Here is a 23,090-nt window from a genome sequence, read left to right as displayed (position 1 = left end):
GGTACCGCCGCACGGCGCGGGTACCGCCGCACGGCGCGGGTACCGCCGCACGGCGCGGGTACCGCCGCACGGCGCGGGTACCGCCGCACGGCGCGGGTACCGCCGCACGGCGCGGGGCCCCGGCGCGGTGCAGGTCCCGCTGTGCGGCGCGGGTACCGCCGCACGGCGCGGGTACCGCCGCACGGCGCGGGGCCCCGGCGCGGTGCAGGTCCCGCTGTGCGGAAGCGGGTACCAACGCACGGCGCCGGTACCGCCCCCCAGTGCTCATACCCCCGCACGGCGCGGGACCCCGACGCGGTGCAGGTGCCCCGGCGGGGCAGGTCCCGCCGCGCGGGAGCCGGTACCGCCACGGAAGCGAGTACCGCCGCACGGCGGGACCCCGACGCGGTGCAGGTGCCCCAGCGGGGCAAGTCCCGCCGCGCGGGAGCCGGTACCGCCACGGAAGCGAGTACCGCCGCACGGCGGGACCCCGACGCGGTGCGGGTGCCCCAGCGGGGCAAGTCCCGCCGCGGGGGAACCGGTGCCGCCGCCCAAGCGGGTGGCGGTGCGCCGAGGGTGTCCCCGCCACGCCCTTTCATCGGGGTTTCGCCCCGGGCCGTGCGCCTCGAATGGTGGCGGGGCCGGATTCCAGCCCCGCCGGCGTTTGAGGCGCGGGGTTCGGGGCGGAGCCCCGGTCGCGGCGGGGCGGCCTAGGGGTGTAGGAGGTGGGCTCGGGCGTGGGACTCGTATGTGGCGAGGAGGGTGGTCGTGTCGGCCTCGGTCAACAGGGCGTAGCTCCCGGTGGGGGTGCGGTGCCAGACCGGGTCGGCGCAGCGGAAGGCGGCCCGGCGGAGGGAGACCCGGTGGATCTTGTTCGTGGCCGTGACCGGCATGGCCGGGAGGATGCGGACGTAGCGCGGGGACATCTTCGTGCCCAGGTCCGGCTGGGTCGCCAGGAAGGCGGCGAAGGCGTCCGGCGAGAACCTCGCGCCCTCCCGGAGGGTGAGCGCGGCCATGACCTGGTCCCCGGACACCTCGTCCGGGACGGCGTACACCGCGACCGCCGCCGCGTCGGCCCAGCGGGCCAGGATGTTCTCGATCACCGCCGCGGCGAGGTTCTCGCCATCGACCCGCAGTCGGTCGTCCGTGCGGCCCGCGAAGTAGAGGAAGCCCGCGGCGTCGCGGAAGAAGAGGTCTCCGGTCCAGTACCAGCCGTCCCGGGTGCGGTCGGCCTCCGCCGCCGGGTTGCGCCAGTAGCCCTCGAACAGGCTGCGGCCCCGGTTGACGAGTTCGCCGATGGCCTCGGAGCCGTTGAGCAGGCGGCCGTCCCGGTCCAGCACCGCGGCCGGGCATTCCGTGCCCGTCTCCGGGTCGATCACCGCCAGGTCGTCGCCGGCGGCCGCCCGGCCCAGCGCGCCCGGCGGGGTGTCGGGGGTGGTCTGGACGGAGGCGCCGCCCTCGGTGGCGCCGTAGCCCTCCACCAGCGGGACCCCGAACCGCTCGGCGAAGCGCGCCGCGTCCACCGCCCCGGCCTCGGTGCCGAAGCCGAGCCGCAGGCTGTGTTCGCGGTCGTCGGGGCGGGGATCGGTGGCCAGGAGGTACTGGATCGCCCGCCCGACGTAGGTGAAGTAGGTGGCCCCGTACGCCCGTACGTCGTCCAGGAACGCCGAGGCCGAGAAGCGCCGGCGCAGCGCCACCGCGGCCCCGCCGACGAGCGCGGGGAGCCAGTCCGCGATGACGGCGTTGCCGTGGAAGAGCGGCATGCAGACGTAGTGGACGTCGTCCGGGGTGACGGTGAACCGGCGGGCGAGGGCGGCGCCGGCGGCCGCGAGCCGGCCCTGGGTGCAGATGGCGGCCTTGGGGGCGCCGGTGGAGCCGGAGGTGAAGTAGAGGAGGAGGCGCGCGTCGGGCGCGGGGGTGCGCAGGGCGGCCGCGCCGGGCTTGGCCGCGGCGTAGGGCGCGAGCAGGGCCTCGTACTCCTCGGTGCCGGTGACCAGGAGGCGTACGCCCGGCAGGTCCAGCCCGCGCAGCAGCGGCAGGTGGGCGCGCTCGGTGATCAGGATCCGGCAGTCGGTGTGCAGGATGTCGCGCGCCAGTTCGGGGCCGCGCCGGGTGGGGTTGATCCCGGCGACGGCGGCCCCGGCCAGGGCCGCCGCGCCGAGCCAGAACGGGAACTCGGGGGTGTTGTCGAGCAGCACGCCGAGGTGCGGTTCGGCCCCCGCGGGCATGAGGTCGACGAGGAGCGCGGCGCGCGCGGCGGCCTCCTGGGCGGTCCGGTGGTGGGTGAGGACACCGCCCTCGTGTTTCAGCCCGGGCCGGTGGTCGCCCCATTGGCGCGCTATGAGCTCCGCGACGGTTTCCGGTGCAGTCGTCGTCCGCATGCCGCCGGAGGGTAGCTGACGTTACGTCAGAACTGAACGTCGGAGCAGGCGTAGAAGGCCATCGGGGTGTCGTTGACGGTCCAGACGGCCAGGATCAGGTGCCGGCCCGACTTGCCGCTCGGCATCGCCCCCTGGTGGACGGTGGTCATGGCGGGGCGGGCGCCGTTGTAGGCGACGGTGAGGAAGGGCTGGGGTTCGAGGTCGGCGCGGGTGAGGGCCTTGGTGCCGGTCCAGCCGTTCTTGGTGACGTAGTACTTGAAGTCGGTGGTGGAGTGGTTGGCGGTGAACTGCCACCGGAAGGCGTAGCTCTGCCCGCTGGTCACCTTGGTGGTGGGCCAGGCGCCGCCGCGCGGGTTGTCGAGCTCGGCGAACTGCGAGAGCCCGCCGGAACATATCTTGCCGTCGGCGGGGCCGGCGGCCGGGAAGCCCTTGAAGCCCTCGACGCTCTGCGGCTCCCACTGGATCGCGCCGCAGTCGGAGACGGTCTTGTTGGCGCAGAGCTTCTGGCGGCTGATGGGGGTGTCGGTGTAGCCGTGGCTGCTGGCGCTGGGGGCGCCGATGAGGGTGATGCCGGCGACGAGGCCGAGGCCGAGCGCGGCGACGCCGGCCCGTCCGGGCATGCGGACGTTACGCATGATGCTCCTTGAACGTGGGGGGAGTTCGACGAGAGCGCGCGCGCTGGTGTGTGCGAAGTGCACGTGTGGGGATTTCAGGTCTAGACCAAGTCCCAGATTATTGACGAGAGTTGGCCATGTCCATACCAATGGGAGAACGGGTGGTCCGGTTGCTTCCGGCCACCCGTTCTCGTCCCGCTCGTCCCGTTGCCCGGGGTACTACTCCGGGCGTCCCGTGTAGAAGGCGACCGTGAGGTCCCTCACCAGGGCCTTGCGCTCGTAGTCGTCGAGCTCGACCAGCCCGCGCGAGGTCAGCCGGTGCACGGTGTCGTCGACCGCGTCCACGACCGAAGTCAGCACGGTGTCCCGGTGCTTGGCGTCGATCGCCGCGACCCGGCGGCGACGCATGGCCTCGGCGACCTCGGCGGCGTACTCGATCCGGGTCGGCTGCGCCGAGAACACCTCGATCCCGACGGCCTCGGTCTCGGCCGCCAGCATCCGGGTCAGCGCGTCGCCGACGGCCTCGGCGTCGCGCAGGGTCGGCGCGTCCTCGTGGAAGGCGTCGGCGGGGAGCTGGGACAGTACGCGCGCCATGGCCGATTCGACCTGCTCGGCGAGGTACTCCGTGTGGTCCTCGACGGCGAGCGCGGCCCGGGCCGTGTCCTTGACCTGCCAGACGACCTGCACGACCACCTGGAGGGCGAGGCCGCCGGAGTCCACGGCGGGCATGGGGTCGCTACGCCAGTGCCGCAGCCGTACGTCGACCCGGCGGCGCAGCAGGAGGGGGCTGACCCAGGTCAGGCCGGTACGGCGGACCGTGCCGCGGTAGCGGCCGAAGAGGGTGAGCACCCAGGCGTGGCCGGTGCGGGCCCGGCCGAGTCCGCCGAGCGCGACGAGGGCGACGACGCCGAGGAAGGCGAGCGGGGGCCAGTGGGTGACGCGCAGGCCGTGGTAGGCGCGCGGGGTCGCGCCGAAGGCCGCCACGAAGGGGGCGGGGACGACCCCGGCCCGCCAGAGCACGGCCGTGCAGCCGGCGAGGGCGAGGCCGCCGACGGCCACGCCGACCCAGCCGGGCAGCACCGGGCCGCGGTGCTCCCGCAGCCGGTCGTCGCCGCGGGGGACCCGGCGGCCGGGGGCGGGCCGCGGGGTCGTTCGGGACCGGTCGGGCCGGGGGGCGGGCGCGGGCATCGGCTTCGGGTCGCCGCGGAAGGGGAGGTGCACCGGCACCTCGGTGACGGAGGTGCCGCGTTGCCGCACGGAGCGGGGGACGTCCTCGGCGTCGCCCTCCACCGGCGGTTTGCCCAGGCCGCGCGACACGGCCTGGGCGACGATCTCGGCCGCACCGGGGCCGGGCACCCCGCGGGACGCCGCCACGGGCTCGGAGCCGGACTCGGGGCCGGGCTCGGCGTCGGGGCCGGACTCGGAGTCGGATGCGGGCTCGATGGTCCGCAGGCTCAGGGTGGCCACCCCGGCGGTCTGGTCCTGCGCGTCCTGCGGGTGCGGGATCTCCGGGCCCTCGGCGGCGGCCGGCTCGGACTCGGACTCGGACTGCGTCCGAGCCGCCGGCACCTCCGGACCGTACGCCGACACCGGTTCGTCGGCCCGCGCCGAGCGGGCCGACGGGGCCGCCGCCCAGTCGACCGAGGTCTCGGCGGGGGCGCCCGCCCCGGCCTCCTCGCGCGGAGCGCCCACGGCCGCGGCCGCGGCCGGACCGGAAGAGGCGGAGGCCAGGGCCAAAGCCTCCGCCTCCCACACCGGGTGCTCACGCGGCGCCTCCGCTGCCGCGCCGGTGTCCGGGCGCGGTACGGCCACGGCCACGGCCGGGCCGTGGGCGACGGCGACCTGCGCGAGGTCCGGGCCGGGGACCGGCTCCGGCTCGGCCGCCGTCCACGCCGGGCGGGACGGGGTGGCGAGTGCGGGCGCGGCCGCACGAAGGGGCGCCGGCTCCGCGGTCGCCCACGCCGGGTGGGAGCGGAGCCCTTCCGGTGCCGCCGGGGAGAGGGGTGCGGACGGCGTACGGGGGTCCGGGCCGGGACCGGGCTCCGGCTCGGCCGGCCGTTCCGCGCGGACCTGGCCCTCGGACGCGGGCCGGAGCTCGGTCGCCCACCCCGGGTGGGAGCGCGGCCCTTCCGATGCCGTCCGTGCGACGGGCGCGGGCCCGCCGTGGGCGGCGGTGGCCGAATCCGGGAGCGCGCGCTCCGCGCGGGGCGCGGACACGGCAGCGAGTGCGGACGCCGGCTCCGGGGCCGCCCACGCCGGGTGGGAGCGCGGCCCTTCCGGTGCCGGGTGGGATGCGGGCCCGGCCGGCGTGCCCCGGCCGGACCCAGCTTGGGGGGCGGCGGTCTGCTCCGCGACCGCACCCGCCGCGGCCATCGCCGCACGGGCGGGCTCCGGCTCCGCGGCCGCGGATGCGGATGCGGCCGCGGCCGCGGCCGCCGGGTGGGGGTGCGGGGCGTCCCGGTCCGGTCCGGCCGGGGCGACCGCGGCGGGCTGCGGCTGCGCCGACCGCGCCGTCGGCGGTACGCGGAGGGTGCCCGTCGTCGAGGTGGTGCGCGTGGGGAACATCATTACCTCCGTCATGCGAACAGCCGGCGCCAGGTTTCCGGGCCCGGGTAGCCGTTGGCCGAGGCGCCGCGCCAGCCCTGTGCGCGCTGGAAGGCCTCGACGTTGCGGCGGTCGGCCTCACCCCAGCGGGGGCCCGGGCCGGATGTGTAGTACTTGCCGAAGCCCTTCTTGACCAGCTGCCGGCCGAGGGCCTCGACGGCCGCGTTCGAGCGGCCCGGGCGGAACAGCGCGGCCCCCGGGTAGGCGCGTACCCCACCCGGTCCCGGCGCCGCGCCCACCAGCGGCGGGATGTCGGCGCCCTGCTTCTCGACGAGCAGGCGCCAGGTGTGCGCGCCGGGGATGCCGTCGGCGTCGGCGCCCGACCAGCCCTGGGCGCGCTGGAAGGCCTGGGTGGCGAGCTTGTCGTGGTCGCTCCACTTCCGGTCCGCCACCCCCTTGGGGTAGAAGCGGTACGCGCCGCGCTCGATCAGCATCCGGCCCAGCTGCGCCACGAAGTCGTTCGTGGCACCCGGGGCGAACTTGTCCACGCCCGGGAAGGTCTTGGCGTCGCCCGGCTTCGGGCCCGCCGGCGGAGGTTCGGGGACGGCGCCCGGGGCCTCCGGGACGAGCCCGCCCGTCACCCCGTTGAACCGGTACGGGACGTACTTGGCCGCGTTGCTCCAGTACCCGTAGGGCGTGGCCAGCTTCCGCGTGTTGGGGCGCGTCTGCTCGTAGGCGACGTAGTGCGTGCGCGTCTCGTCGACCCAGCCGCCGAAGAGGACCACGTGCGAGCCGTTGTTGGGGTCCGCCGGGTTGTGGAAGAGCAGCATGTCCCCCGGCAGCAGCTCATCCTTGGTGATCTTGGTGGCGAACTTGTCGAGGCTGCCGGTCCACTCGTTCGAGCCGAGGTTCCAGGCCATGGAGACGTAGCCCGAGCAGTCCTGCCGGTAGCCGTCCGTGAAGTACGTGGACATGCTGTACGGGACCTGTGCGTCCAGCCACAGCTTCGCCCGGGTGATGATCGTCGTGCGGTCGATGCGCTTGATCGTGCCGGGCTTGGCGGGGGCGCCGGGCCGGCCGACCGGGCCGCCCTTCGGACCGTGCAGCGGGGTGCGGCCACCCTGCGGGGAGCCGGGGTCGTCCAGGGCCACCGGGCCGGTGGCGGGGGCGGTCACGGCCACCGCGGCCGTGCTCCCACCGCCGAGGACCACTCCCGCGGCCGTGGCGAGGACCAGCACCCGCCGGGCGCCCCGGGCCGCGGGGTGGCCCCCGTCACGCAGCGGTATGGCCCGCGCGCGGGCGAGGGAGCGGCGGCGCTGGGCGCATCCCCGGCACACACAGTCGCCCGCGGGCTCGTACTCCTCGAAAACGGGCATCGGCATCTGCACATGCGTCGGAGGCTGCGTCGTCATGCGGATCCGTCCACTCCCCTGCTCGTCCCCTGCTCGTCCACTGGTCGGCCGGGCTCGCATCTGATAAAGCATCAGATGCGTGCGGCGCAGACATATCGTGCACGATAAACCCCTCAAACATGGGTTAATCGGACAAGGCGGGCGTGGCTGGTCACGAGCACCTGCGGAGGTGGGGTAGAGTTTTCCCTGTCAGCAAGCGCCGCTAGCTCAGTTGGTTAGAGCAGCTGACTCTTAATCAGCGGGTCCGGGGTTCGAGTCCCTGGCGGCGCACAGACGGAGGAAGCCCCTCGCAGCGAAAGCTGCGGGGGGCTTCTTCGTTTACCACTACGTCGGACCGCCGTCGGACCGCCGTCAGGCCGCCGTGCCCGGGCGGGCTCCCACGCCCGTCAGGTAGGCGGAGACCACCACGTTCGCCGTGTACTCCTTGGCCGCCTTGTCGTAGGTGCCGCCGCAGGTCACCAGCCTCAGTTCCGCCCGGCCCCGGACCCGCGGGCCGTACGCCTTGTGGGCGTCGAAGTCCGCGCGCTCGTAGACCCGTACGTCCTCGACCGTGAACTCGGCGACCGATCCGTCCGCCCGCACCACCCGCACCTTGTCACCCGGCTGGACCGTGCTCAGGCCGTAGAACACCGCCGGCTTGGAGCGGGTGTCCACGTGCCCGACCATCAGCGCCGCCCCGGCCGTCCCCGGCTGGGCGCCCCGCCCCCACCAGCCCACCGTCCCCGGGCTCTCGTACGGGGGCGGTTCGAGCGCGCCGTCCTTGTCCAGGCCCCGGGAGATCACCGGGGCCTGGATGCCTATGGAGGGCACGTCGAGGCGCTGGGGCAGGGCCGCGGCCAGCGGGGCGTGCGCGGCCGGCAGGCCCGGGCCCACCGCCCCGCCGGCCTGGCCCGCCGTCGGGGCGGGCGCCACGGTGAGCTGGCGGCCCCACAGCCACAGGCCGAGCACCAGCACGGACCAGGCGGCGAGGGTCAGCAGCCGGCCGCCCCCGGAAGCCCTGGCCTCACTCATCGGGCCCCCGTTCGTCCACCGTCCGGCTCCCGCTCATCCGCCGACCGCCTCATCCGCCGCTGCGGCGGCGGCGCAGGGCCAGCGCCCGGCCCGCGACGGCCAGGGTGGCGACGGCGGCCAGGACGGCGCCGATCACCGTGTGCGGCAGGCTCGGGCCGTCGTCGCCGTGGTCCTTCTTGGCCGCCGCGACGAGCGGCTTGCCCGCCTCGGCGAGTTCGGCGGACATGCCGCCGCCGCCCGCGTGGACCGGCCAGACCGGCGAGGCGTGGTGGGTGGGGTGGCGGTACTCCGAGATCTGGACGGAGCCGGTGACCTTGTCGTGGCCGTCGCACGTCACCCGGACGGAGTGCCAGCCGGGTGAGGCGTGCGAGCTGATCATCGCCTCGCCGTAGAGCGGGCTGCGGCCGCCGTCACGGCCGTAGAGGTCGACGTCCGCGACGAAGACGGCGGACTTGGCCGACCCCCTGGTGCCGTCGCACCCGTGGACGCGCAGCTTGACCTGCGCTCCGGGGTGGGCCGGATCCGGGTCGACCGTGATGCTGCCGCGGTCGCCGCGGTCCTCCTCGCCCGCCAGGGCGACGGGCGCGGACACCGCGGAGAACGCCGCCAGGGCGACGGACACGGCGGCGGCACGGACAGCGATCGGGACACTGCGCATGGTGAACCTCCTCGTCAAGGAGATTCACGCGCGACGCGCCGCTCCGCATCCCGAACGGCGCCGTACGTGTCAGCCGTACGCCTCGAACGGGGGACGCCCTGTCGGCCGTACGCGCCCTGCACACCGCACGCGCCGCCCGCGCCGAACACTCCGTACGCGCCGTACGGCCGTGCGCGTCAGACGAGGTCGACCAGGTCCGCGATCGAGTCGACCGTCCTGGTCGGGCGGTACGGGAACCTCTCGGTGTCCGCGACCGAGGTCAGGCCGGTGAGGACGAGGAAGGTCTGCATGCCCGCCTCCAGCCCGGCCAGTACGTCCGTGTCCATCCGGTCGCCGATCATCGCGCTGGTCTCGGAGTGCGCGCCGATGGCGTTCAGGCCGGTGCGCATCATCAGCGGGTTGGGCTTGCCGGCGAAGTACGGCTGCTTGCCGGTCGCCTTGGTGATCAGCGCGGCGACCGCACCGGTGGCCGGGAGCGGGCCCTCGGTGGACGGGCCGGTCTCGTCGGGGTTGGTGCAGATGAAGCGGGCGCCCGCGTTGATCAGACGGACGGCCTTGGTCATGGCCTCGAAGCTGTACGTCCGGGTCTCTCCGAGGACCACGTAGTCGGGCTCGTGGTCGGTCAGGATGTAGCCGATGTCGTGCAGGGCGGTGGTCAGACCGGCCTCGCCGATCACGTACGCGGTGCCGCCCGGGCGCTGGTCGTCGAGGAACTTCGCGGTGGCCAGCGCGGAGGTCCAGATGTTCTCGACGGGGACGTCCAGACCCATGCGGGACAGGCGGGCCTGGAGGTCGCGGGGGGTGTAGATCGAGTTGTTGGTCAGGACCAGGAAGGGCTTGCCGGACTCGCGCAGCCGCTTGATGAAGGCATCGGCGCCGGGGATCGGGGTGCCCTCGTGGATGAGGACCCCGTCCATGTCGGTGAGCCAGGATTCGATCGGCTTGCGCTCTGCCACTGGACTGTTCTCCGCTCTCGGTGGCCCATGACCTTTGGCCTCTGGTCTCTACCACCCTAGCGGGGCCGGGCCGTGGACGTCCTGGGCGTCCACGGCCCGGACCGCGGGGGCTCGGATCAGCTCAGGCGGACGTCGTCGACGGTCCAGTACCAGTTGTTGTCGCCGCTGTAGCGGAAGCGGATCTGGACGTCGGTCGCACCGGCCGGGACCTGGAGCGCGAGGGACTCGGCCTTGGCGACGGCGTCGGCGGTGTAGGACTTCACGACGGTCGGGGCACCGCCGTTGTAGGAGACCAGGACCTGGGCGCTCTGGCCTGCCTCCTGCCGGTAGTGGGTCCGGAAGGTGAGAGTGCGCGTGCTGCCGCCGGTGACCGCCCACTTGGGGGTGACGAGGGTGGAGTCGAAGGTGCCCGTGTGGCTCTTGTCGTCCCACTCGTCGGAGTCGGCGACGGCGAAGACGCCACGGGAGCGGACGTTCAGCTCGCGCCACTGGTCGCGCTGCGCCTGGCTCCAGAACTCGTCGGTGGCGAAGGCCCAGCCGGCCCACTCGGTGACACCGCCGGTGCCCATCTTGGAGTTGTCCACGGACCAGCCGGCGGGCGGGGTGTGCGTGAAGCCCTTCACGCCCGCCGGGATGCCCGTCTCGTCCACGCGCGCCTGGAGGTTCGGGCGCAGGGTGTCGAAGGGGTCGTCGTCCGGGGCGTTCAGCGGGACCCCGTCGATGCCGGGGGCGCTCACGCCGACTTGGGCGAGGGCGGTCGCGGCCACGTCGACCAGCTTGACGTCGTCGCGGACCGAACCGGCCAGGATGCCCGCGCCCTTGGCGATGACGAAGGTGCCGCGCTCCTGGATGGTCGAGCCGCCGTGGCCACCGGCGTCGGTGTGGCCGTGGTCGGTGGTGACGAGGACCTTCCAGTTCTCCTGGGCGTAGGTGGGGCGGTTCTGGACGGCGGTGAGCAGCTGGCCGACCAGGGCGTCGACGCGGGCGATGGTGTCGAGGTACTGCTGGCTGGCGGCTCCGTAGGAGTGGCCGGCCGCGTCGATCTCGCCGAGGTAGACGAAGGCGGCGTCCGGGTTCTGGTCGCGCAGCTCGGCGGCGGCCGCGGCGGCGATCTTCGGGTCCTCGTTGCGGTAGCCGTCGCGGTCGCCCTTGAGGGAGAGTCGCTTGTCGACCTTGGCGGAGAAGATCGGGCCGTTCTGGTCGGTGGAGGTGATGGGCTCCCAGTCGGCGGCCGCGTACGTGTTGAGCGCCGGCTTGGCGTTCTCGATGCGGGTGAGGAAGTCCGGGTAGGCCGTGTAGTTCTTGCCCGTGAAGGAGTTGTCCTTCACGCCGTGCTTGTCGGGCCAGACTCCGGTGGCGATGGTGGACCAGCCGGGGCCCGAGGAGGTGGCGGCCATCGGGTTGGCGTAGAGGGTGCTGCGGGCGGTCAGGCCCTGGGCCATCAGGCCTTTCAGGTTCGGCGCGTTGGCGGCCTTGACGCGGTCCAGGACCGTGCCGTCGATCCCGATGACGAGGACCTTGTCGGTGGTGGCGGCGGCCTCGGCGACGCCGGCCGGGGTGGCCGCGACCGTGGCGGCGAGCAGGGCGGTGGCGGTGGCGGCCACGGCGAGGGTGCGTCCGGCGGGGACAGCAGTGGGCACGAACTCCTCCGGGAGTGGTCGTGGGAAGGCGCGGGGACGTGCGCCGGGTCCGGACCGAGGGTGCGGTCTTGGGTCCAGACCTGTTATGCAACGGTCACTCTGCTGGTCGTGGGTGACCAGGAGGCAACCGGTCAGCTTCCGGTCGCCGACTTCCACGCGTCGACGTAGTCGGTGAGGTTCTTGTCGATGTCGGCCCAGTCCGGCTCGAAGATCTCCACGCCCGCCATGATCTTGGTGAGCTCGACGGCGTTGGTGTCGGTCGGCTTGACGTCGGTGCGCGCCGGGAAGCCGCCGCCGACCTCGCTGACCAGCTTCTGCGCCTCCTCGCCGAGGAGGTGGTCGAGGAGCTTCCTGCCGTTCTCGGAGTGCGGGGCCTTGTCGACCAGGCCGGCCGCGTAGGGCAGGGCGAAGCTGGTGGGCCTGCCGCCGTCCTTCGCCGGGAACCAGATGCCCAGGTTCGGCATGGACTTGGACTGCGCGAAGTTCATCTGGACGTCGCCGTTGGCCACGAGCAGCTCGCCCTTGTCCGTCTTCGGCGCGAGCTTGCTGGTGGAGGAGGACGGGCCGACGTTGTTGGCCTGGAGCTTCTTCAGGTACTCCATCGCCGGCTCCTTGCCGCCGAAGTCGTGCATCGACTTGACGAGGACGGCCGTGCCGTCGCCCGCGACGCCCGGGGTGGAGTACTGCACCTTGCCCTTGTACTTGGCGTCGAGCAGCTCCTCCCAGGTCCTGGGGGGCTCGGGGAGCTCCTTCTTGTTGTGGACGAAGCCGAAGTAGTTCTTGACGACGGAGGTCCACTTGCCGTCGGCGGCCTTGTCGGCGCCGTTGACCTTGTCGGAGCCCTGCGGCGCGTAGGCCTGGAGCAGGCCCTTTCCGTCGGCCTGCTGGATGAAGGGCGGCAGGGTGATCAGCACGTCGGCCTGGGTGTTGGTCCTCTCGCGGACGGCGCGCTGCACCATCTCGCCCGAGCCGCCCTCGACGTACTTGACCTCGATGCCGGTCTTCTTGGTGAAGTCGGCGAAGACCTTGTCGTACCAGCCGTCGCCCTTCTCGCTCTTGAGGCCGTCGGCGCTGTAGACGGTGACGACCTTCTCCTCGCCCTTGGCGTCGGCGGAGGAGGAGCCGCCGCAGGCGGTGAGGGAGGCGGTGAGGGCGAGGCCGGCGACGACGGCGGCACTGCGGAGCAGGATCTTGCGGGGCATGGAACTTCCTTACGGGGAAAGGGAGTCAGCGGGGACACGGCGGGATTCAGCGGGATGCGGCTGGGTTCGGCGGGGTCGGCGGGAGTGTCAGCGGTACGAGGCCTTGGTGCGGACACGGGAGACCGCCAGGAGGACCAGCAGGGTGGCGGCCATCAGGACCACGGCGACGGCGGAGCCGCCGAAGAGCGAACCGCGGTCGGTGGCGGTGAAGACGCGGACGGGGAGGGGCATCCAGTCCGGCGGGTAGAGCATCATCGTGGCGCTCAGCTCGCCCATGGACAGGGCGAAGCAGAGGCCGGCCGCGGCCGTGAGGGACGGCAGCAGGAGGGGCAGCTTGACCCGCCACAGGACGTACGCGGGGCGGGCGCCGAGGGAGGCCGCCGCCTGCTCGTACGCGGGGTCGAGCCGTACGATCGCGGCCGAGACCGACTGGTAGGCGAACGCCGTGACAAGGATCGTGTGCGCCAGGATGACGATCGAGCCGGTGCCGTTGAGCAGGACCGGCGGCCGGCTGAAGGCGACGAGCACGGCCAGGCCGACGACCACGGACGGGACGGCCACGGGCAGCATGAACAGCGCGTCCAGGGACCGCTTCCCGCGCTTCTGCAGCGGGGCGGCGGCCAGCGCGGCCCAGGTGCCGAGGGTCAGGGCGAGGAGGCCGGCGGCGAGGGCGGTGACCAGGCTGGTGGTGAGGGCCTGGAGGGATTCGCCGCGCACGGCGGAGGCGTAGTTCGCGGTGGTCGGGCCGGAGGGGAAGGCCCCGGACCAGTGGGTCGAGAAGGACGCGGCCACCACGACGAGCAGCGGCAGGGCGAACAGCGGCAGGAAGAGGAGGCCGAAGAGGCCCCAGGCCGCCCAGCGGCCGGTCTTGCTATGCACCAGCACGCTTGCCCACCACCCGGTAGAGGCCGAACAGGCCGACGGAGATCGCGATGTTGACGACGGCGACCACGCAGGCGGCCGGGTAGTCGGATTCGAGGATGGCCTTGCCGTAGATGAGCATCGGCAGGGTCGTGACGTCCTTGGCTCCGGTGAACAGGACGATCCCGAACTCGTTGAGGCACATGACCAGGACGAGGCTGCCGCCCGCGGCGAGCGCCGGAAGGGCCTCGGGGAGGATCACCTGCCGGACGATGCGGGCGGGTCGGGCGCCGAGGCCGGCGGCGACCTCCAGCTGGGCGGTCTCCAGCTGGGAGAAGGCCGCGAGCAGCGGGCGCATCACGAAGGGCGTGAAGTACGTGATCTCCGCGAGGAGGACGCCCCAGGGGGTGGTCAGGAAGTGGAAGGGCCCCTCGGCGGCGCCGGTGAGGCCCGTCCAGGCTCCGTTGGCCATGCCCACCGTCCCGTAGACGAAGAGGAGGGCGAGGGTGACGAGGAAGGAGGGGAAGGAGAGGAACACGTCGATGAACTTCGCGACGGCCCGTGCCCCGGGGAAGGGCACGAAGGCGATGATCAGCGCTAGGACGAAGCCGAGGACGAGGCATCCGACGGTCGCCCCGACGGCCAGCCAGACGGTGGTCCCGAGCGCCTCGCGGAAGCCCCGCGAGGCGAAGACGGAGGCGTACGCGTCGAAGGCGCCGCCGCCGTTCCCGGGGCTCAGCGACTGCTGGACGACCAGCGCGAGCGGATACAGGAACACGAGCGCGAGCACGGCGACGGGCGGCAGCGCCCATACGCCGCGCGGCAGCCGGGTGAGCCGCGTCGCGGGCGCGCCGCGCGTGGCCTCAGCCATCGCAGACCCCTGCGGCGAGCAGCACGGCGTCGCGCGGCTCGAAGCTCAGCGTGACCCTGTCCCCCAGCGCGGGCGTCTCCCGCAGCTCGGGGAGGTCCGCCTTGACGCGGTGGCCGTCGACGTCGACGTACAGCCGGTGCGTGGAGCCGCGCCACTGGACCTCGGCGATCGTCCCGGTCAGGGCGTTGGGCCCGGCCCCGAGCCCGAGCAGGTGCGGTCGCACGCACAGCGTCGCCGTGGAGCCCGGCGCCGCGCGGCCTCGGTCGAGGGTCAGGGTGCGGCCCTCGAAGACCGCCCCGGACTCGGCGACCGTCACCGGCAGCAGGTTGGCGTTGCCGACGAAGGAGGCGGTGAACTCGGTGCGCGGGGCCCGGTACAGCTGCTGCGGCGTCCCGCAGTCCTGGAGGCGGGCCTTGTCCATGACGGCGATCCGGTCGGCCAGGGTGAGCGCCTCGACCTGGTCGTGGGTGACGTACAGGATGGAGACGTCGGGCAGCTCGCGGTGCAGGCGGGCCAGTTCGGCGAGCATCCCGGAGCGCAGCTGCGCGTCGAGTGCCGAGAGCGGCTCGTCCAGCAGGAGCACCCCGGGGCGGATGGCGAGGGCGCGGGCGATGGCGACGCGCTGCTGCTGGCCGCCCGAGAGCTCGCGGGGGTAGCGCCGCGCGTAGGCGCCCATGCCGGTCAGTTCCAGGGCCTCGGCGACCCGGCCGGGTATCTCGGCCTTCGGTGCCTTCCGGGCCCGCAGGCCGAAGGCGACGTTGTCCTCGACGCGCATGTGCGGGAAGAGCGCGTACTGCTGGACGACCATGCCGATGCCACGCCGGTGCGGCGGGAGCGCGGTGACGTCCCTGCCGCCGATCAGCACCCGGCCCGCGGCGGGCCGCACGAAACCGGCGACCGCGCGCAGCGCCGTGGTCTTGCCCGAACCGGAGGGGCCGAGGAGCGCCATCACCTCGCCCGGTTCGACGGTCAGGTCGAGGGAGTCCAGGACGGTCGCGGCGCCGTAGGCGACGCTGACCCCGTCGAAGCGGATGCCGCTCACGCCGACTCCCGCAGGAGGTCCGGGAGTTCGGCGACGCAGCCCAGGACGTGGGTCGCGCCGTTCGCCGTGAGCGCCGCGCGGTCGTGGGCGCCGGTGAGGACGCCCGCGACGATCCCGGCGCCGGCGCGGCGGCCGCTGAGCATGTCGTACGCGGTGTCGCCGGCGACCACGGTGTCGCGTACGTCGGTCACGGCGCCGGTGCGCAGGAACGCGGTCAGCACCATGTCCGGGAAGGGCCGGCCGCGGCCGCCCGCGTCGGCCGGGCAGAGGGTGAGGTCGGCGAGGTCCCGCCAGCCGAGGGCGTCGAGGATGGCGTCCTGGGTGACGCGGGCGAAGCCGGTGGTCAGGACGACGGTGCGGCCGTCGGCGCGGAGCTCCTCGACGGCGGCGCGGGCGCCGGGAAGCGGGGCGATCAGGCCGCCGTCGACGAGCTCCGCGTACGCCTCCTCGAAGGCGGAGTTGGCGCGCCGGGCGAGTTCCTCCGTACCGAAGAGCTGCCGGAAGACGGTGATCTTGGACTCGCCCATGGTGTCGCGGACGTACTGGAGCTTCGCGGCGTGGTCGGCGGTGCCCGGCTCCACGCCCAGGCGTTCGGCGGCGCGCTCGAAGGCGCGCTCGACGAGGCCGCCGTCGGCGACGGTGGTACCGGCCATGTCGAGGACGATCAGGTTCTGCGTGCGGTTCTCGGTCATCTGACTTACCAGCCCAGTTCGTTCGCGGTGGTCTCGGCTATGGCGGGCGAGCAGGTCATGCCGCGCCCGCCCGGTCCGGTCACCAGCCAGACGCCGTCGGCCACCTGCTGGCGGTGGACGACGCGGGTGGTGTCGGTGCACTGCGCGTACACGCCCGCCCAGCGGCGCCGGAGCTTCGGCAGCGGCCGGCCCAGGAAGCCCTCGACCACGCCGGTGAGGTGCTCGTAGGGGTCTTCGAGGGTGTCGAAGGCGAAGGGGTGCTCGTACTCGTGGGTGTCGCCGATGGTCAGTCCGCCGTCCTGGCGCTGGACCATCAGCAGCTGCATCTTGTGCGCGGCGGCGACGGGTTCCTGGTCCTGCCCGGCGTTGAGGGCGTCGAGCGCGGGGGACGCGTAGGCGGGGTAGTAGCGGAAGCTGTCCGCGTCCGCGACGGAGGTGGTAAGCGCCTCGCCGAGCGGGGCGGTCTGCATCATCTGGAGGCGGACGCGGCGCACGGGCAGGTCCGGGACCAGCTCCCGCACCAGGCCGGACAGCCAGGCGCCGGTGGCGAGGACGACCGCGTCGCCGCGGTGCACGTCACCGTGGTCGTCGCGGACGGCGCCGGGGCCGACGACCTCGCGCACCTCCCGGCCGGGCAGGAAGGCGTACCGGCCGGTGGCCCCGAGCGCCTCCCGCAGGTGGAGCTGCGCGGTGCGCGGCTCGACGGCGGCGTCGCGCTCGCACCACAGGGCGGCCTCGAAGACGCCGCGCAGGGCGGGGTTGATCTGCCGCGCCTCGTCGGCGGTGACCAGCTGGTAGCCGCGGGCGGCGGCGTCGGGCCGGGCCAGAGCCGCCTCGGCGACGGCGTACTCGCGGTCGGTGCGGACGGGGGTGAGGGAGCCGTTGGCGCGGAAGCCCAGGCCGGGCACCTGCGCGCCGATGCGCTCCCAGAGCTCGCGGGCCCGCAGGGCGGTGTCGAGCTCCTCTCCCCCGGCCCGTCCGCTGACCCAGATCTGGCCGAAATTGCGCAGTGACGCGCCGCGGGCCTCCGCCTCTCGCTCGATCTGGACGACCTCGTGGCCGCGTTGGACTGCTTGCCAGGCGTGCATGGTGCCGACCACGCCGCCTCCGACGACTATGACTCTCACGCCGCCAACGGTGGGCGCGGACCGTGGCCCGGAAGGATCCGTCCGGCAACGCGTCGGTGAACGGCCCTCGACACTTGGACTAGACCCGTTATCTTTCTGTGACCAGAGTGCGGTGTTCATATATCCCTTTACGGCGGGTGTGCGTGGATCGACCTGGGGCTATTCGGCTCGCAGGCGGGTCGTGAAGCTGAACCGGTCACCACGGTAGAGCGAACGGACCCGTTCCAGCGGCAGGCCGTCCTGATCCCGCGAGAAACGGTGGATGAGCAGCATGGGGAGGGCGGGCGGGGTGCCGATCAGCAGGGCCTCGCGGGGGGTCGCGAGGACCGTCTCCAGCTTCTCGTCGGCCTCGCCGAAGGCGATGTCGAGGCTGTCGCGGAGGTACCCGTAGAAGGACGAGTCCGGCTGGAAATCGCTGTCGAGGCGAGGGGCGCGGGCCACCCGGATGTACGTGCTCTCCAGGCCGACGCGCTCGTCATCGGCCAGCAGGACCCGCTCCAGGTGCCAGACGGGCTCGCCGGGCTCGGCGCCGATGCCGGGGGCGAGGTCGGGCGGGCAGGGGAACTGCTCCAGCCCGATGAGGTGCCGGCCCGGGCGGCGACCCTGGCGGCGCACGCCCTCGGTGTAACTGGCGAGGGAGAGCGGCTGCTCCAGCTTCGGGCCGGCGACGACCGTCCCGCGGCCGTGGCGGCGCAGCCGGCCCTCCAGCAGCAGCTCGCGCAGGGCCTGGCGGACGGTCTCGCGCGACACCTCGTACTGCTCGGCGAGATCCCGCTCGGTGGGCAGCGCGCCGCCCTCGCCGAGCTCGTCGATGAGCCCGGAGATGCGGGCCTTGACGGCGTAGTACTTGGGGATGCGGCCGTGCTCGGGAATGCCGGAACGCACGGGTGAGCCGGGGCGGTGGCGCGGGGTCTGTTCTTCCACGGGGGGACTCTATGCGGGGTGGCCCGGGGGGGGCCGTACGGGGGCGGTCGGGGTCGGGGGGCGGGGTTCGGCCCCGTGCCGCGCGCCTCAAACGCCGGCGGGGCTGGGTTCGGTACGGCGGGGCCGAGGCGTTGGAAGGGGGCGGCTCGGGCGGGGCCGGGCGCGCGCCGGGACGTCTCCTCGGACGCCGAACGTGTCGGGGGGTCGGAGAGCTGGGCGGAAGTGCGTTCGGCGCCCTGCGGGGAGCGCCCCGACACACACCCGACCCCGCCGGATCCGCCCTGGACGGTCGGGCAGCCGGGGGGGGCGGATCAGCGGCGGGCGTCGGAGGAACGGAGGCGGCGCGCGCCCAGGAGGAGGCTGCCGCCGGTGGCCAGCGCGGCCACGGCGCCCGCTCCGTACGCCCACTCGCGCGGGCCGGTGTGGGCGAGGGAGCCCGCTTCGCCGGAATCCTCCGGGCTCTCGACGGAGAAGCGGTAGCCGCCGGCCTCGCCGACCCAGTCACCGTCGTCGCCCTTGCGCTGGACCAGGGCGGCATCGGCGAGGACCTCGCCGGTGGGGGCGTCGGGGGCGAAGGCGAGGCCGACCTTGACGGTCAGGGAGCCGCGGGGGCCGACGGTGAAGCCGGGGAAGGCGTCGCCGCCGTCGAAGACGGCGATGATCTCGTCGCGGTCGCTGCGCTCCAGGCTCGTGGGGAAGGTGCCGCCGGGCGCGTCGAACTCCATCCGCAGGTGGGCGGGGCGCAGGGCGCGGGCCTTGTCGGTGAAGACGACGACGGGGTGGATGGCCGTGCACTCGGAGTCGGTGGTGTTGGTCAGGTCCAGGTACCAGGTCTGCGGGTCGCCGCCGGTGCGGTACACGGCCGGGCCGCCGCGGATGCGCGCACCGATGGGGAAGGCGGTGCTCTTCCCGTTGCCGCAGGTGGCCTGGGTGCGGGAGGGCAGCGCGGGTGCGGGTCGGGCCCCGCCGCCGGCCCCGATGTCCGCGGCCGCGGTGGGGGCGGTGGTGGCTACGAGTACGGCGGTGAGGGCAAGGGCTTTGCGTAGTCGCATGGAAGGCCTTCGCTGCTCGCCGGACGGGATGATGATCGGACCAGGTGACAATCACCCCGGCCTGCCCGCACCGTGCCACGCCCGCGGACCCCCACCCCGCGCGCCACGCCTGAGCCGTTCCGGTTTACGCCCGATCGCCGGACGGGTCAACCCCCGACCGTCCAGGCGGAGCCGGCGGGGTCGGGTGTGTGTCGGGCCGCTCCCCGCAGGGCGCCGAACACACTTCCGCCCCGCTCTCCGACCCCCCGCCACGTTCGCCGCCCGAGGAGACGCCCCGGCCCCGCCGGAGCTTGAGGCGCGCGGCACGGGGCCCCGATCACCGATCCCGGCTGCCCGACCGTCCGGGGCGGATCCGGCGGGGTCGGGTGTGTGTCGGGGCGCTCCCCGCAGGGCGCCGAACGCACTTCCGCCCCGCTCTCCGACCCCCCGCCACGTTCGGCGTCCGAGGAGACGTCCCGGCGCGCGCCCGGCCCCGCCGGAGCTTGAGGCGCGGGGCACGGGGCCCCGATCTCTGACCCCGGCTGCCCGACCGTCCAGGGCGGATCCGGCGGGGTCGGGTGTGTGTCGGGGCGCTCCCCGCAGGGCGCCGAACGCACTTCCGCCCAGCTCTCCGACCCCCCGACACGTTCGGCGTCCGAGGAGACGTCCCGGCGCGCGCCCGGCCCCGCCGGACCCGCCCCCCTCCAACGCCTCGGCCCCGCCGCACCAATCCAGCCCCGCCGGCGCTTGAGGCGCGCGGCACGGGGCCGAGCGCACCAACCCAGCCCCGCCGGCGCTTGAGGCGCGGGGTCCGGGGCGGAGCCCCGATCTTTGACGGCCACCACCGGCGGAGCCGCTAGCCGCGGCCGAACACCCGCCCCAGCACCAGCTCCGCGGCCCCCTCCGCCACCCCCACCTCCGCGAGCGCGACGAGAACCCCCGCCCCCCACCCCCGGAGGGCCAGCACCGACCGGATCCCGTCCAGGAACACCCCCGGCGCCCCCGCCACCACCCGCCCCCCGAGCAGCACCTGCTCGACGTCCAACAGGGCGACCAGGTTCGCCGCCCCCTCCCCCAGGATCCGCGCCGCCTCGGGCAGATCACCCCGGGCCACCGCCCCCAGGCACAGCACCTCCGCGCACCCCCGCGCCCCGCACGCGCACGGCGGCCCGTCCAGCCGGAGCACCTGGTGGCCGAACTCCCCGGCCGCCGAGCGCGCCCCCCGGTAGACCTCACCGCCGAGCAGTAGCCCCGCTCCGAGCCCGGTCCCGAAGTGCAGGTACACGGAGGCACCGGCTCCGCCCCCGGAGCCCGCCACCCCGGCCCGCGCCCCGGCCTGCGCCTGCGCCTGCCGCGCCTGCGCCAAGGCGACGGCCGGCGCCACGCCCGCCGCCCCCGCGTTCGTGTCCTTGTCCACCCGGACCGGCACCCCCAGCCGCCCCTCCAGCACCTCCCGCAGCCCGAAGCCCTCCCACTCGGGGAAACCCGTCACCCGCCCCATCACCCCGGCCCGGTGGTCGAGCGGTCCCGGCGCGGCGACGCCGACGCCCAGCAGCGGCGGCCCGGGCGGTTCGCAGACCCGCGCGAGCGTGCGTACGGTCTCCTCCACCACTGCGTCCGGGCCGGCCCCGAAGTCCAGCGGGCCGCCGCTCTCGGCGACGACGCGGCCCGCCAGGTCCACCCGTACCGCCCGGAGCTCGTCGCGGTCCAGGTGCACCCCGACCGCGTGCCGCGCCTCCGGTACCAGCCGGAGCAGGGTGCGCGGCTTGCCGCCGGTGGACGCCGCGCGTCCGGCCTCCGCGACCAGCCCGTCCGTGCCGAGCCGCGCCGTGATCTTGCTGACGGCCTGCGGGGTGAGCCCCGTGCGCGCCGCGAGTTCCGCGCGGCCCAGTCCCGCCGGGCCGGCCCCGCGCAGCAGGTCCAGCATCAGCGCCTCGTTGTGCCCGCGGAGCGCCGGCAGGTTCACCCCGCCGCGCCAGCCGCGTACGTCATTGTGGCCACTACCCCTGTTCACCGGCCCATTGTCCACCTTCCTTGCACTTCGACAACACTGTTGCCAAAGTGGTCACCATGAGCACCTCCGCCCCCGCCACCCCCACCACCCCCCTCCGCGTCGGCCTCATCGGCTACGGACTCGCCGGTTCCGTCTTCCACGGCCCCCTCGTGGCCGCCACGGACGGACTCGCCCTCGACACCGTCGTCACCTCCGACCCGGCCCGCCAGGCCCAGGCCCGCGCGGAGTTCCCCGACGTCCGCATCGCCGCCACCGCCGACGAGCTGTGGGACCGCGACCTCGACCTCGTCGTGGTCGCCTCCCCCAACCGGACGCACGTCCCGCTCGCCACCACCGCCCTCGAAGCCGGGATCCCGGTGGTCGTGGACAAGCCGCTCGCGGCCACCGCCGCCGAGGCCCGCGCGCTGGCCGCCCTCGCGGACCGCAGCGGTACCTTCCTCTCCGTCTTCCAGAACCGCCGCTGGGACAACGACTTCCTCACCCTGCAGCGCCTCCTCGCGGAGGGCGAACTCGGCGAGGTCCAGCGCTTCGAGTCCCGTTTCGAGCGCTGGCGCCCGCAGCTGAAGGGCGGATGGCGCGAGTCGGGCGCCCCGGAGGAGATCGGCGGCCTGCTGTACGACCTCGGCAGCCACGTCGTGGACCAGGCGCTCGTGCTCTTCGGGCCGGCCGTACGGGTGTACGCGGAGGCCGACGCGCGCCGTCCGGGAGCCGAGACCGACGACGACACCTTCATCGCCGTCACGCACGCGAACGGGGTCCGCTCCCACTTCTACGTCAGCGCGACCACCGCCCAGCTGGGCCCGCGGTTCCGGGTGCTGGGTTCGCGGGCCGGCTACGTGAAGTACGGACTCGACCCGCAGGAGGGCGCCCTGCGCGAGGGGCTGCGGCCGGACGGCGAGACGCCCTGGGGCGAGGAGCCCCCGCACCTGTGGGGGCGGGTGGGTTCCGGGGAGTCCCCGCTGACCGGCGGCGGGACCCCGCTGCCGACCGAGCCGGGGAACTACCCGGCGTACTACGCGGCGGTGGAGGTCGCCCTGCGCACGGGCGGTCCGGCCCCGGTCACCGCGCACGAGGCCGCACAGTGCCTCGACGTACTGGAGGCGGCGCGCAAGTCGTCCCAGGAGGGTGTGGTGGTGGAGCTTCCCGCCGCACCGTCGTCCGGTTCGGAGTGAAGGACCACGCGCGAACGACAGGGGACGGGACCGCCGATGGCGGGCCCGCCCCCTGTCGGGTGTTCCCAGGTGCTCTTGATGTTCCTAGGCGCTCTTGAACTCCTGGCGCTGACGCCCCAGGCCCTGGATCGCCACCTCCACGACGTCCCCGGCCCGCAGGTACGGCTTCGGCTCCGGCTGGCCCATGGCCACGCCGCCCGGCGTACCCGTGACGATGACGTCGCCGGGGTAGAGGGTCATGAACTGGCTCAGGTACCGGACGACCTCGCCGACCGGGAAGATCTGGTCCGAGGTGTTGCCGTCCTGCTTCAGCTCACCGTTGACCCACAGCTTCACGTCCAGGACCTGTGGGTCCGGGACCTCGTCGGCCGTGACCAGCCAGGGGCCGAGGGGGGTGAAGGTCTCGCAGTTCTTGCCCTTGTCCCAGGTGCCGCCGCGCTCGATCTGGAACTCGCGCTCCGAGACGTCGTTGACCAGCACGTAGCCGCCCACGTGGGCCAGGCCCTCCTCGGCGGAGGACAGGTAGCGGGCGGTGCTGCCGATGACGACGCCGAGCTCGGCCTCCCAGTCGGTCTTCACGCTGCCGCGCGGGATCAGCACGGTGTCGTCGGGGCCGACCACGGTGTCCGCGGCCTTCAGGAAGAGGATCGGCTCGGCCGGCGGCTCCGCGCCGATCTCGGCCGCGTGCCCGAAGTAGTTCAGGCCGATGCCCACGACCTTGCCGATGCGGCCGACCGGCGCACCGATCCGGAGCCCTTCGGCGCCCAGGACCGGGAGCTCACCGGACTGCGCCGCGTCCCGCACCCGGGACAGCACGGAGTCGTCGGCCAGGAGGCCGCCGTCCACATCCGTGATCAGGCCGGACAGGTCACGCAGGGTCCCGTCCTGGTCGAGCAGCGCGGGGCGTTCCGACCCGACGGGTCCGACACGCAGCAGCTTCATGGGCATTCTCCCGTGGT

Annotated in this window: 19 protein-coding genes and 1 tRNA gene; 2 read left to right on the top strand and 18 right to left on the bottom strand. The window is 74.2% G+C overall.

The window, feature by feature from the left end; all coding sequences use genetic code 11:
* Nucleotides 1–689: 689 nt before the first annotated feature.
* The 4 genes from ACFYP3_RS10845 to ACFYP3_RS10830 form a co-directional block, all read right to left on the bottom strand.
* Nucleotides 690–2,360, bottom strand: coding sequence for an AMP-binding protein (locus ACFYP3_RS10845; protein WP_388830006.1), 1,671 nt, complete (start codon nt 2,358–2,360; stop codon nt 690–692).
* Nucleotides 2,361–2,386: 26 nt separating this feature from the next.
* On the bottom strand, nt 2,387–2,980 hold the full coding sequence (locus tag ACFYP3_RS10840; RefSeq protein ID WP_030718064.1) for a lytic polysaccharide monooxygenase: 594 nt from the start codon (nt 2,978–2,980) through the stop codon (nt 2,387–2,389).
* 213 nt (nt 2,981–3,193) lie between these two features.
* On the bottom strand, nt 3,194–5,554 hold the full coding sequence (locus ACFYP3_RS10835; protein WP_388830003.1) for an SPFH domain-containing protein: 2,361 nt from the start codon (nt 5,552–5,554) through the stop codon (nt 3,194–3,196).
* Nucleotides 5,551–6,900 carry a peptidoglycan-binding protein gene (locus tag ACFYP3_RS10830; protein WP_388830000.1) on the bottom strand — a complete coding sequence of 450 codons (1,350 nt, stop codon included), beginning with the start codon at nt 6,898–6,900 and terminating at the stop codon, nt 5,551–5,553. Before ACFYP3_RS10830 ends, ACFYP3_RS10835 begins: the two co-directional genes overlap by 4 nt.
* 226 nt (nt 6,901–7,126) lie before the next feature.
* Here ACFYP3_RS10830 and ACFYP3_RS10825 point away from each other — a divergent pair.
* Nucleotides 7,127–7,200 (top strand) — tRNA-Lys (locus tag ACFYP3_RS10825).
* An 81-nt stretch (nt 7,201–7,281) separates the two neighbouring features.
* Here ACFYP3_RS10825 and ACFYP3_RS10820 read toward each other — a convergent pair.
* The 13 genes from ACFYP3_RS10820 to ACFYP3_RS10760 form a co-directional block, all read right to left on the bottom strand.
* On the bottom strand, nt 7,282–7,941 hold the full coding sequence (locus tag ACFYP3_RS10820; RefSeq protein WP_388829997.1) for a class F sortase: 660 nt from the start codon (nt 7,939–7,941) through the stop codon (nt 7,282–7,284).
* A 49-nt stretch (nt 7,942–7,990) separates the two neighbouring features.
* Nucleotides 7,991–8,599, bottom strand: a complete 609-nt coding sequence (locus ACFYP3_RS10815) for a hypothetical protein (RefSeq protein ID WP_388829994.1) — start codon at nt 8,597–8,599, stop codon at nt 7,991–7,993.
* A 176-nt stretch (nt 8,600–8,775) separates the two neighbouring features.
* The gene (locus ACFYP3_RS10810; protein WP_388829991.1) at nt 8,776–9,555 is read right to left on the bottom strand and encodes an HAD-IIA family hydrolase; all 780 of its coding nucleotides are present in this window, start codon (nt 9,553–9,555) and stop codon (nt 8,776–8,778) included.
* A gap of 116 nt (nt 9,556–9,671) precedes the next feature.
* A complete protein-coding gene (locus tag ACFYP3_RS10805; protein WP_388829988.1) occupies nt 9,672–11,195 on the bottom strand; it encodes an alkaline phosphatase family protein in 1,524 nt (507 codons plus the stop codon).
* Between the two features lie 131 nt (nt 11,196–11,326).
* Complete coding sequence (locus ACFYP3_RS10800) at nt 11,327–12,397, bottom strand: 2-aminoethylphosphonate ABC transporter substrate-binding protein (protein ID WP_388829985.1); 1,071 nt, start codon at nt 12,395–12,397, stop codon at nt 11,327–11,329.
* A gap of 87 nt (nt 12,398–12,484) precedes the next feature.
* A complete protein-coding gene (locus tag ACFYP3_RS10795; protein WP_388829982.1) occupies nt 12,485–13,282 on the bottom strand; it encodes an ABC transporter permease in 798 nt (265 codons plus the stop codon).
* Complete coding sequence (locus ACFYP3_RS10790) at nt 13,269–14,129, bottom strand: 2-aminoethylphosphonate ABC transporter permease subunit (RefSeq protein ID WP_388829979.1); 861 nt, start codon at nt 14,127–14,129, stop codon at nt 13,269–13,271. Before ACFYP3_RS10790 ends, ACFYP3_RS10795 begins: the two co-directional genes overlap by 14 nt.
* Complete coding sequence (locus ACFYP3_RS10785) at nt 14,122–15,171, bottom strand: ABC transporter ATP-binding protein (protein ID WP_388829976.1); 1,050 nt, start codon at nt 15,169–15,171, stop codon at nt 14,122–14,124. The genes ACFYP3_RS10790 and ACFYP3_RS10785 overlap by 8 nt, the downstream gene beginning before the upstream one ends.
* Nucleotides 15,168–15,863: a phosphonatase-like hydrolase gene (locus ACFYP3_RS10780; RefSeq protein WP_388829973.1), complete on the bottom strand. Its 696-nt coding sequence runs from the start codon at nt 15,861–15,863 to the stop codon at nt 15,168–15,170. The genes ACFYP3_RS10785 and ACFYP3_RS10780 overlap by 4 nt, the downstream gene beginning before the upstream one ends.
* A gap of 5 nt (nt 15,864–15,868) precedes the next feature.
* Complete coding sequence (locus ACFYP3_RS10775) at nt 15,869–16,990, bottom strand: TIGR03364 family FAD-dependent oxidoreductase (protein WP_388829970.1); 1,122 nt, start codon at nt 16,988–16,990, stop codon at nt 15,869–15,871.
* 159 nt (nt 16,991–17,149) lie between these two features.
* On the bottom strand, nt 17,150–17,914 hold the full coding sequence (locus tag ACFYP3_RS10770; protein WP_388829967.1) for a GntR family transcriptional regulator: 765 nt from the start codon (nt 17,912–17,914) through the stop codon (nt 17,150–17,152).
* Between the two features lie 311 nt (nt 17,915–18,225).
* Complete coding sequence (locus ACFYP3_RS10765) at nt 18,226–18,966, bottom strand: hypothetical protein (protein ID WP_388829964.1); 741 nt, start codon at nt 18,964–18,966, stop codon at nt 18,226–18,228.
* Between the two features lie 835 nt (nt 18,967–19,801).
* Nucleotides 19,802–20,872, bottom strand: coding sequence for an ROK family protein (locus ACFYP3_RS10760; RefSeq protein WP_388830242.1), 1,071 nt, complete (start codon nt 20,870–20,872; stop codon nt 19,802–19,804).
* 143 nt (nt 20,873–21,015) lie between these two features.
* Between ACFYP3_RS10760 and ACFYP3_RS10755 the strand changes: the two genes are divergently transcribed.
* Entirely contained in the window at nt 21,016–22,131 is a 1,116-nt protein-coding gene (locus ACFYP3_RS10755; protein WP_388829961.1) for a Gfo/Idh/MocA family oxidoreductase, read from the top strand.
* Nucleotides 22,132–22,215: 84 nt separating this feature from the next.
* Here the strand turns inward: ACFYP3_RS10755 and ACFYP3_RS10750 are convergent, their stop codons facing one another.
* The gene (locus tag ACFYP3_RS10750; protein ID WP_388829958.1) at nt 22,216–23,073 is read right to left on the bottom strand and encodes a fumarylacetoacetate hydrolase family protein; all 858 of its coding nucleotides are present in this window, start codon (nt 23,071–23,073) and stop codon (nt 22,216–22,218) included.
* Nucleotides 23,074–23,090 lie beyond the last annotated feature (17 nt).

Source organism: Streptomyces sp. NPDC005533, from assembly GCF_042871845.1.
GTDB lineage: Bacteria > Actinomycetota > Actinomycetes > Streptomycetales > Streptomycetaceae > Streptomyces.
This window is presented reverse-complemented; position numbering and strand designations above follow the sequence as displayed.

Excerpts from the sequence above, each read along its gene's own strand:
- ACFYP3_RS10845 (WP_388830006.1), bottom strand. The coding sequence starts at position 2,360 with ATGCGGACGACGACTGCACCGGAAACCGTCGCGGAGCTCATAGCGCGC.
- ACFYP3_RS10840 (WP_030718064.1), bottom strand. The coding sequence starts at position 2,980 with ATGCCCGGACGGGCCGGCGTCGCCGCGCTCGGCCTCGGCCTCGTCGCC.
- ACFYP3_RS10835 (WP_388830003.1), bottom strand. The coding sequence starts at position 5,554 with ATGACGGAGGTAATGATGTTCCCCACGCGCACCACCTCGACGACGGGC.
- ACFYP3_RS10830 (WP_388830000.1), bottom strand. The coding sequence starts at position 6,900 with ATGCCGATGCCCGTTTTCGAGGAGTACGAGCCCGCGGGCGACTGTGTG.
- ACFYP3_RS10820 (WP_388829997.1), bottom strand. The coding sequence starts at position 7,941 with ATGAGTGAGGCCAGGGCTTCCGGGGGCGGCCGGCTGCTGACCCTCGCC.
- ACFYP3_RS10815 (WP_388829994.1), bottom strand. The coding sequence starts at position 8,599 with ATGCGCAGTGTCCCGATCGCTGTCCGTGCCGCCGCCGTGTCCGTCGCC.
- ACFYP3_RS10800 (WP_388829985.1), bottom strand. The coding sequence starts at position 12,397 with ATGCCCCGCAAGATCCTGCTCCGCAGTGCCGCCGTCGTCGCCGGCCTC.
- ACFYP3_RS10790 (WP_388829979.1), bottom strand. The coding sequence starts at position 14,129 with ATGGCTGAGGCCACGCGCGGCGCGCCCGCGACGCGGCTCACCCGGCTG.
- ACFYP3_RS10780 (WP_388829973.1), bottom strand. The coding sequence starts at position 15,863 with ATGACCGAGAACCGCACGCAGAACCTGATCGTCCTCGACATGGCCGGT.
- ACFYP3_RS10765 (WP_388829964.1), bottom strand. The coding sequence starts at position 18,966 with ATGCGACTACGCAAAGCCCTTGCCCTCACCGCCGTACTCGTAGCCACC.
- ACFYP3_RS10760 (WP_388830242.1), bottom strand. The coding sequence starts at position 20,872 with ATGCTGGACCTGCTGCGCGGGGCCGGCCCGGCGGGACTGGGCCGCGCG.
- ACFYP3_RS10755 (WP_388829961.1), top strand. The coding sequence starts at position 21,016 with ATGAGCACCTCCGCCCCCGCCACCCCCACCACCCCCCTCCGCGTCGGC.
- ACFYP3_RS10750 (WP_388829958.1), bottom strand. The coding sequence starts at position 23,073 with ATGAAGCTGCTGCGTGTCGGACCCGTCGGGTCGGAACGCCCCGCGCTG.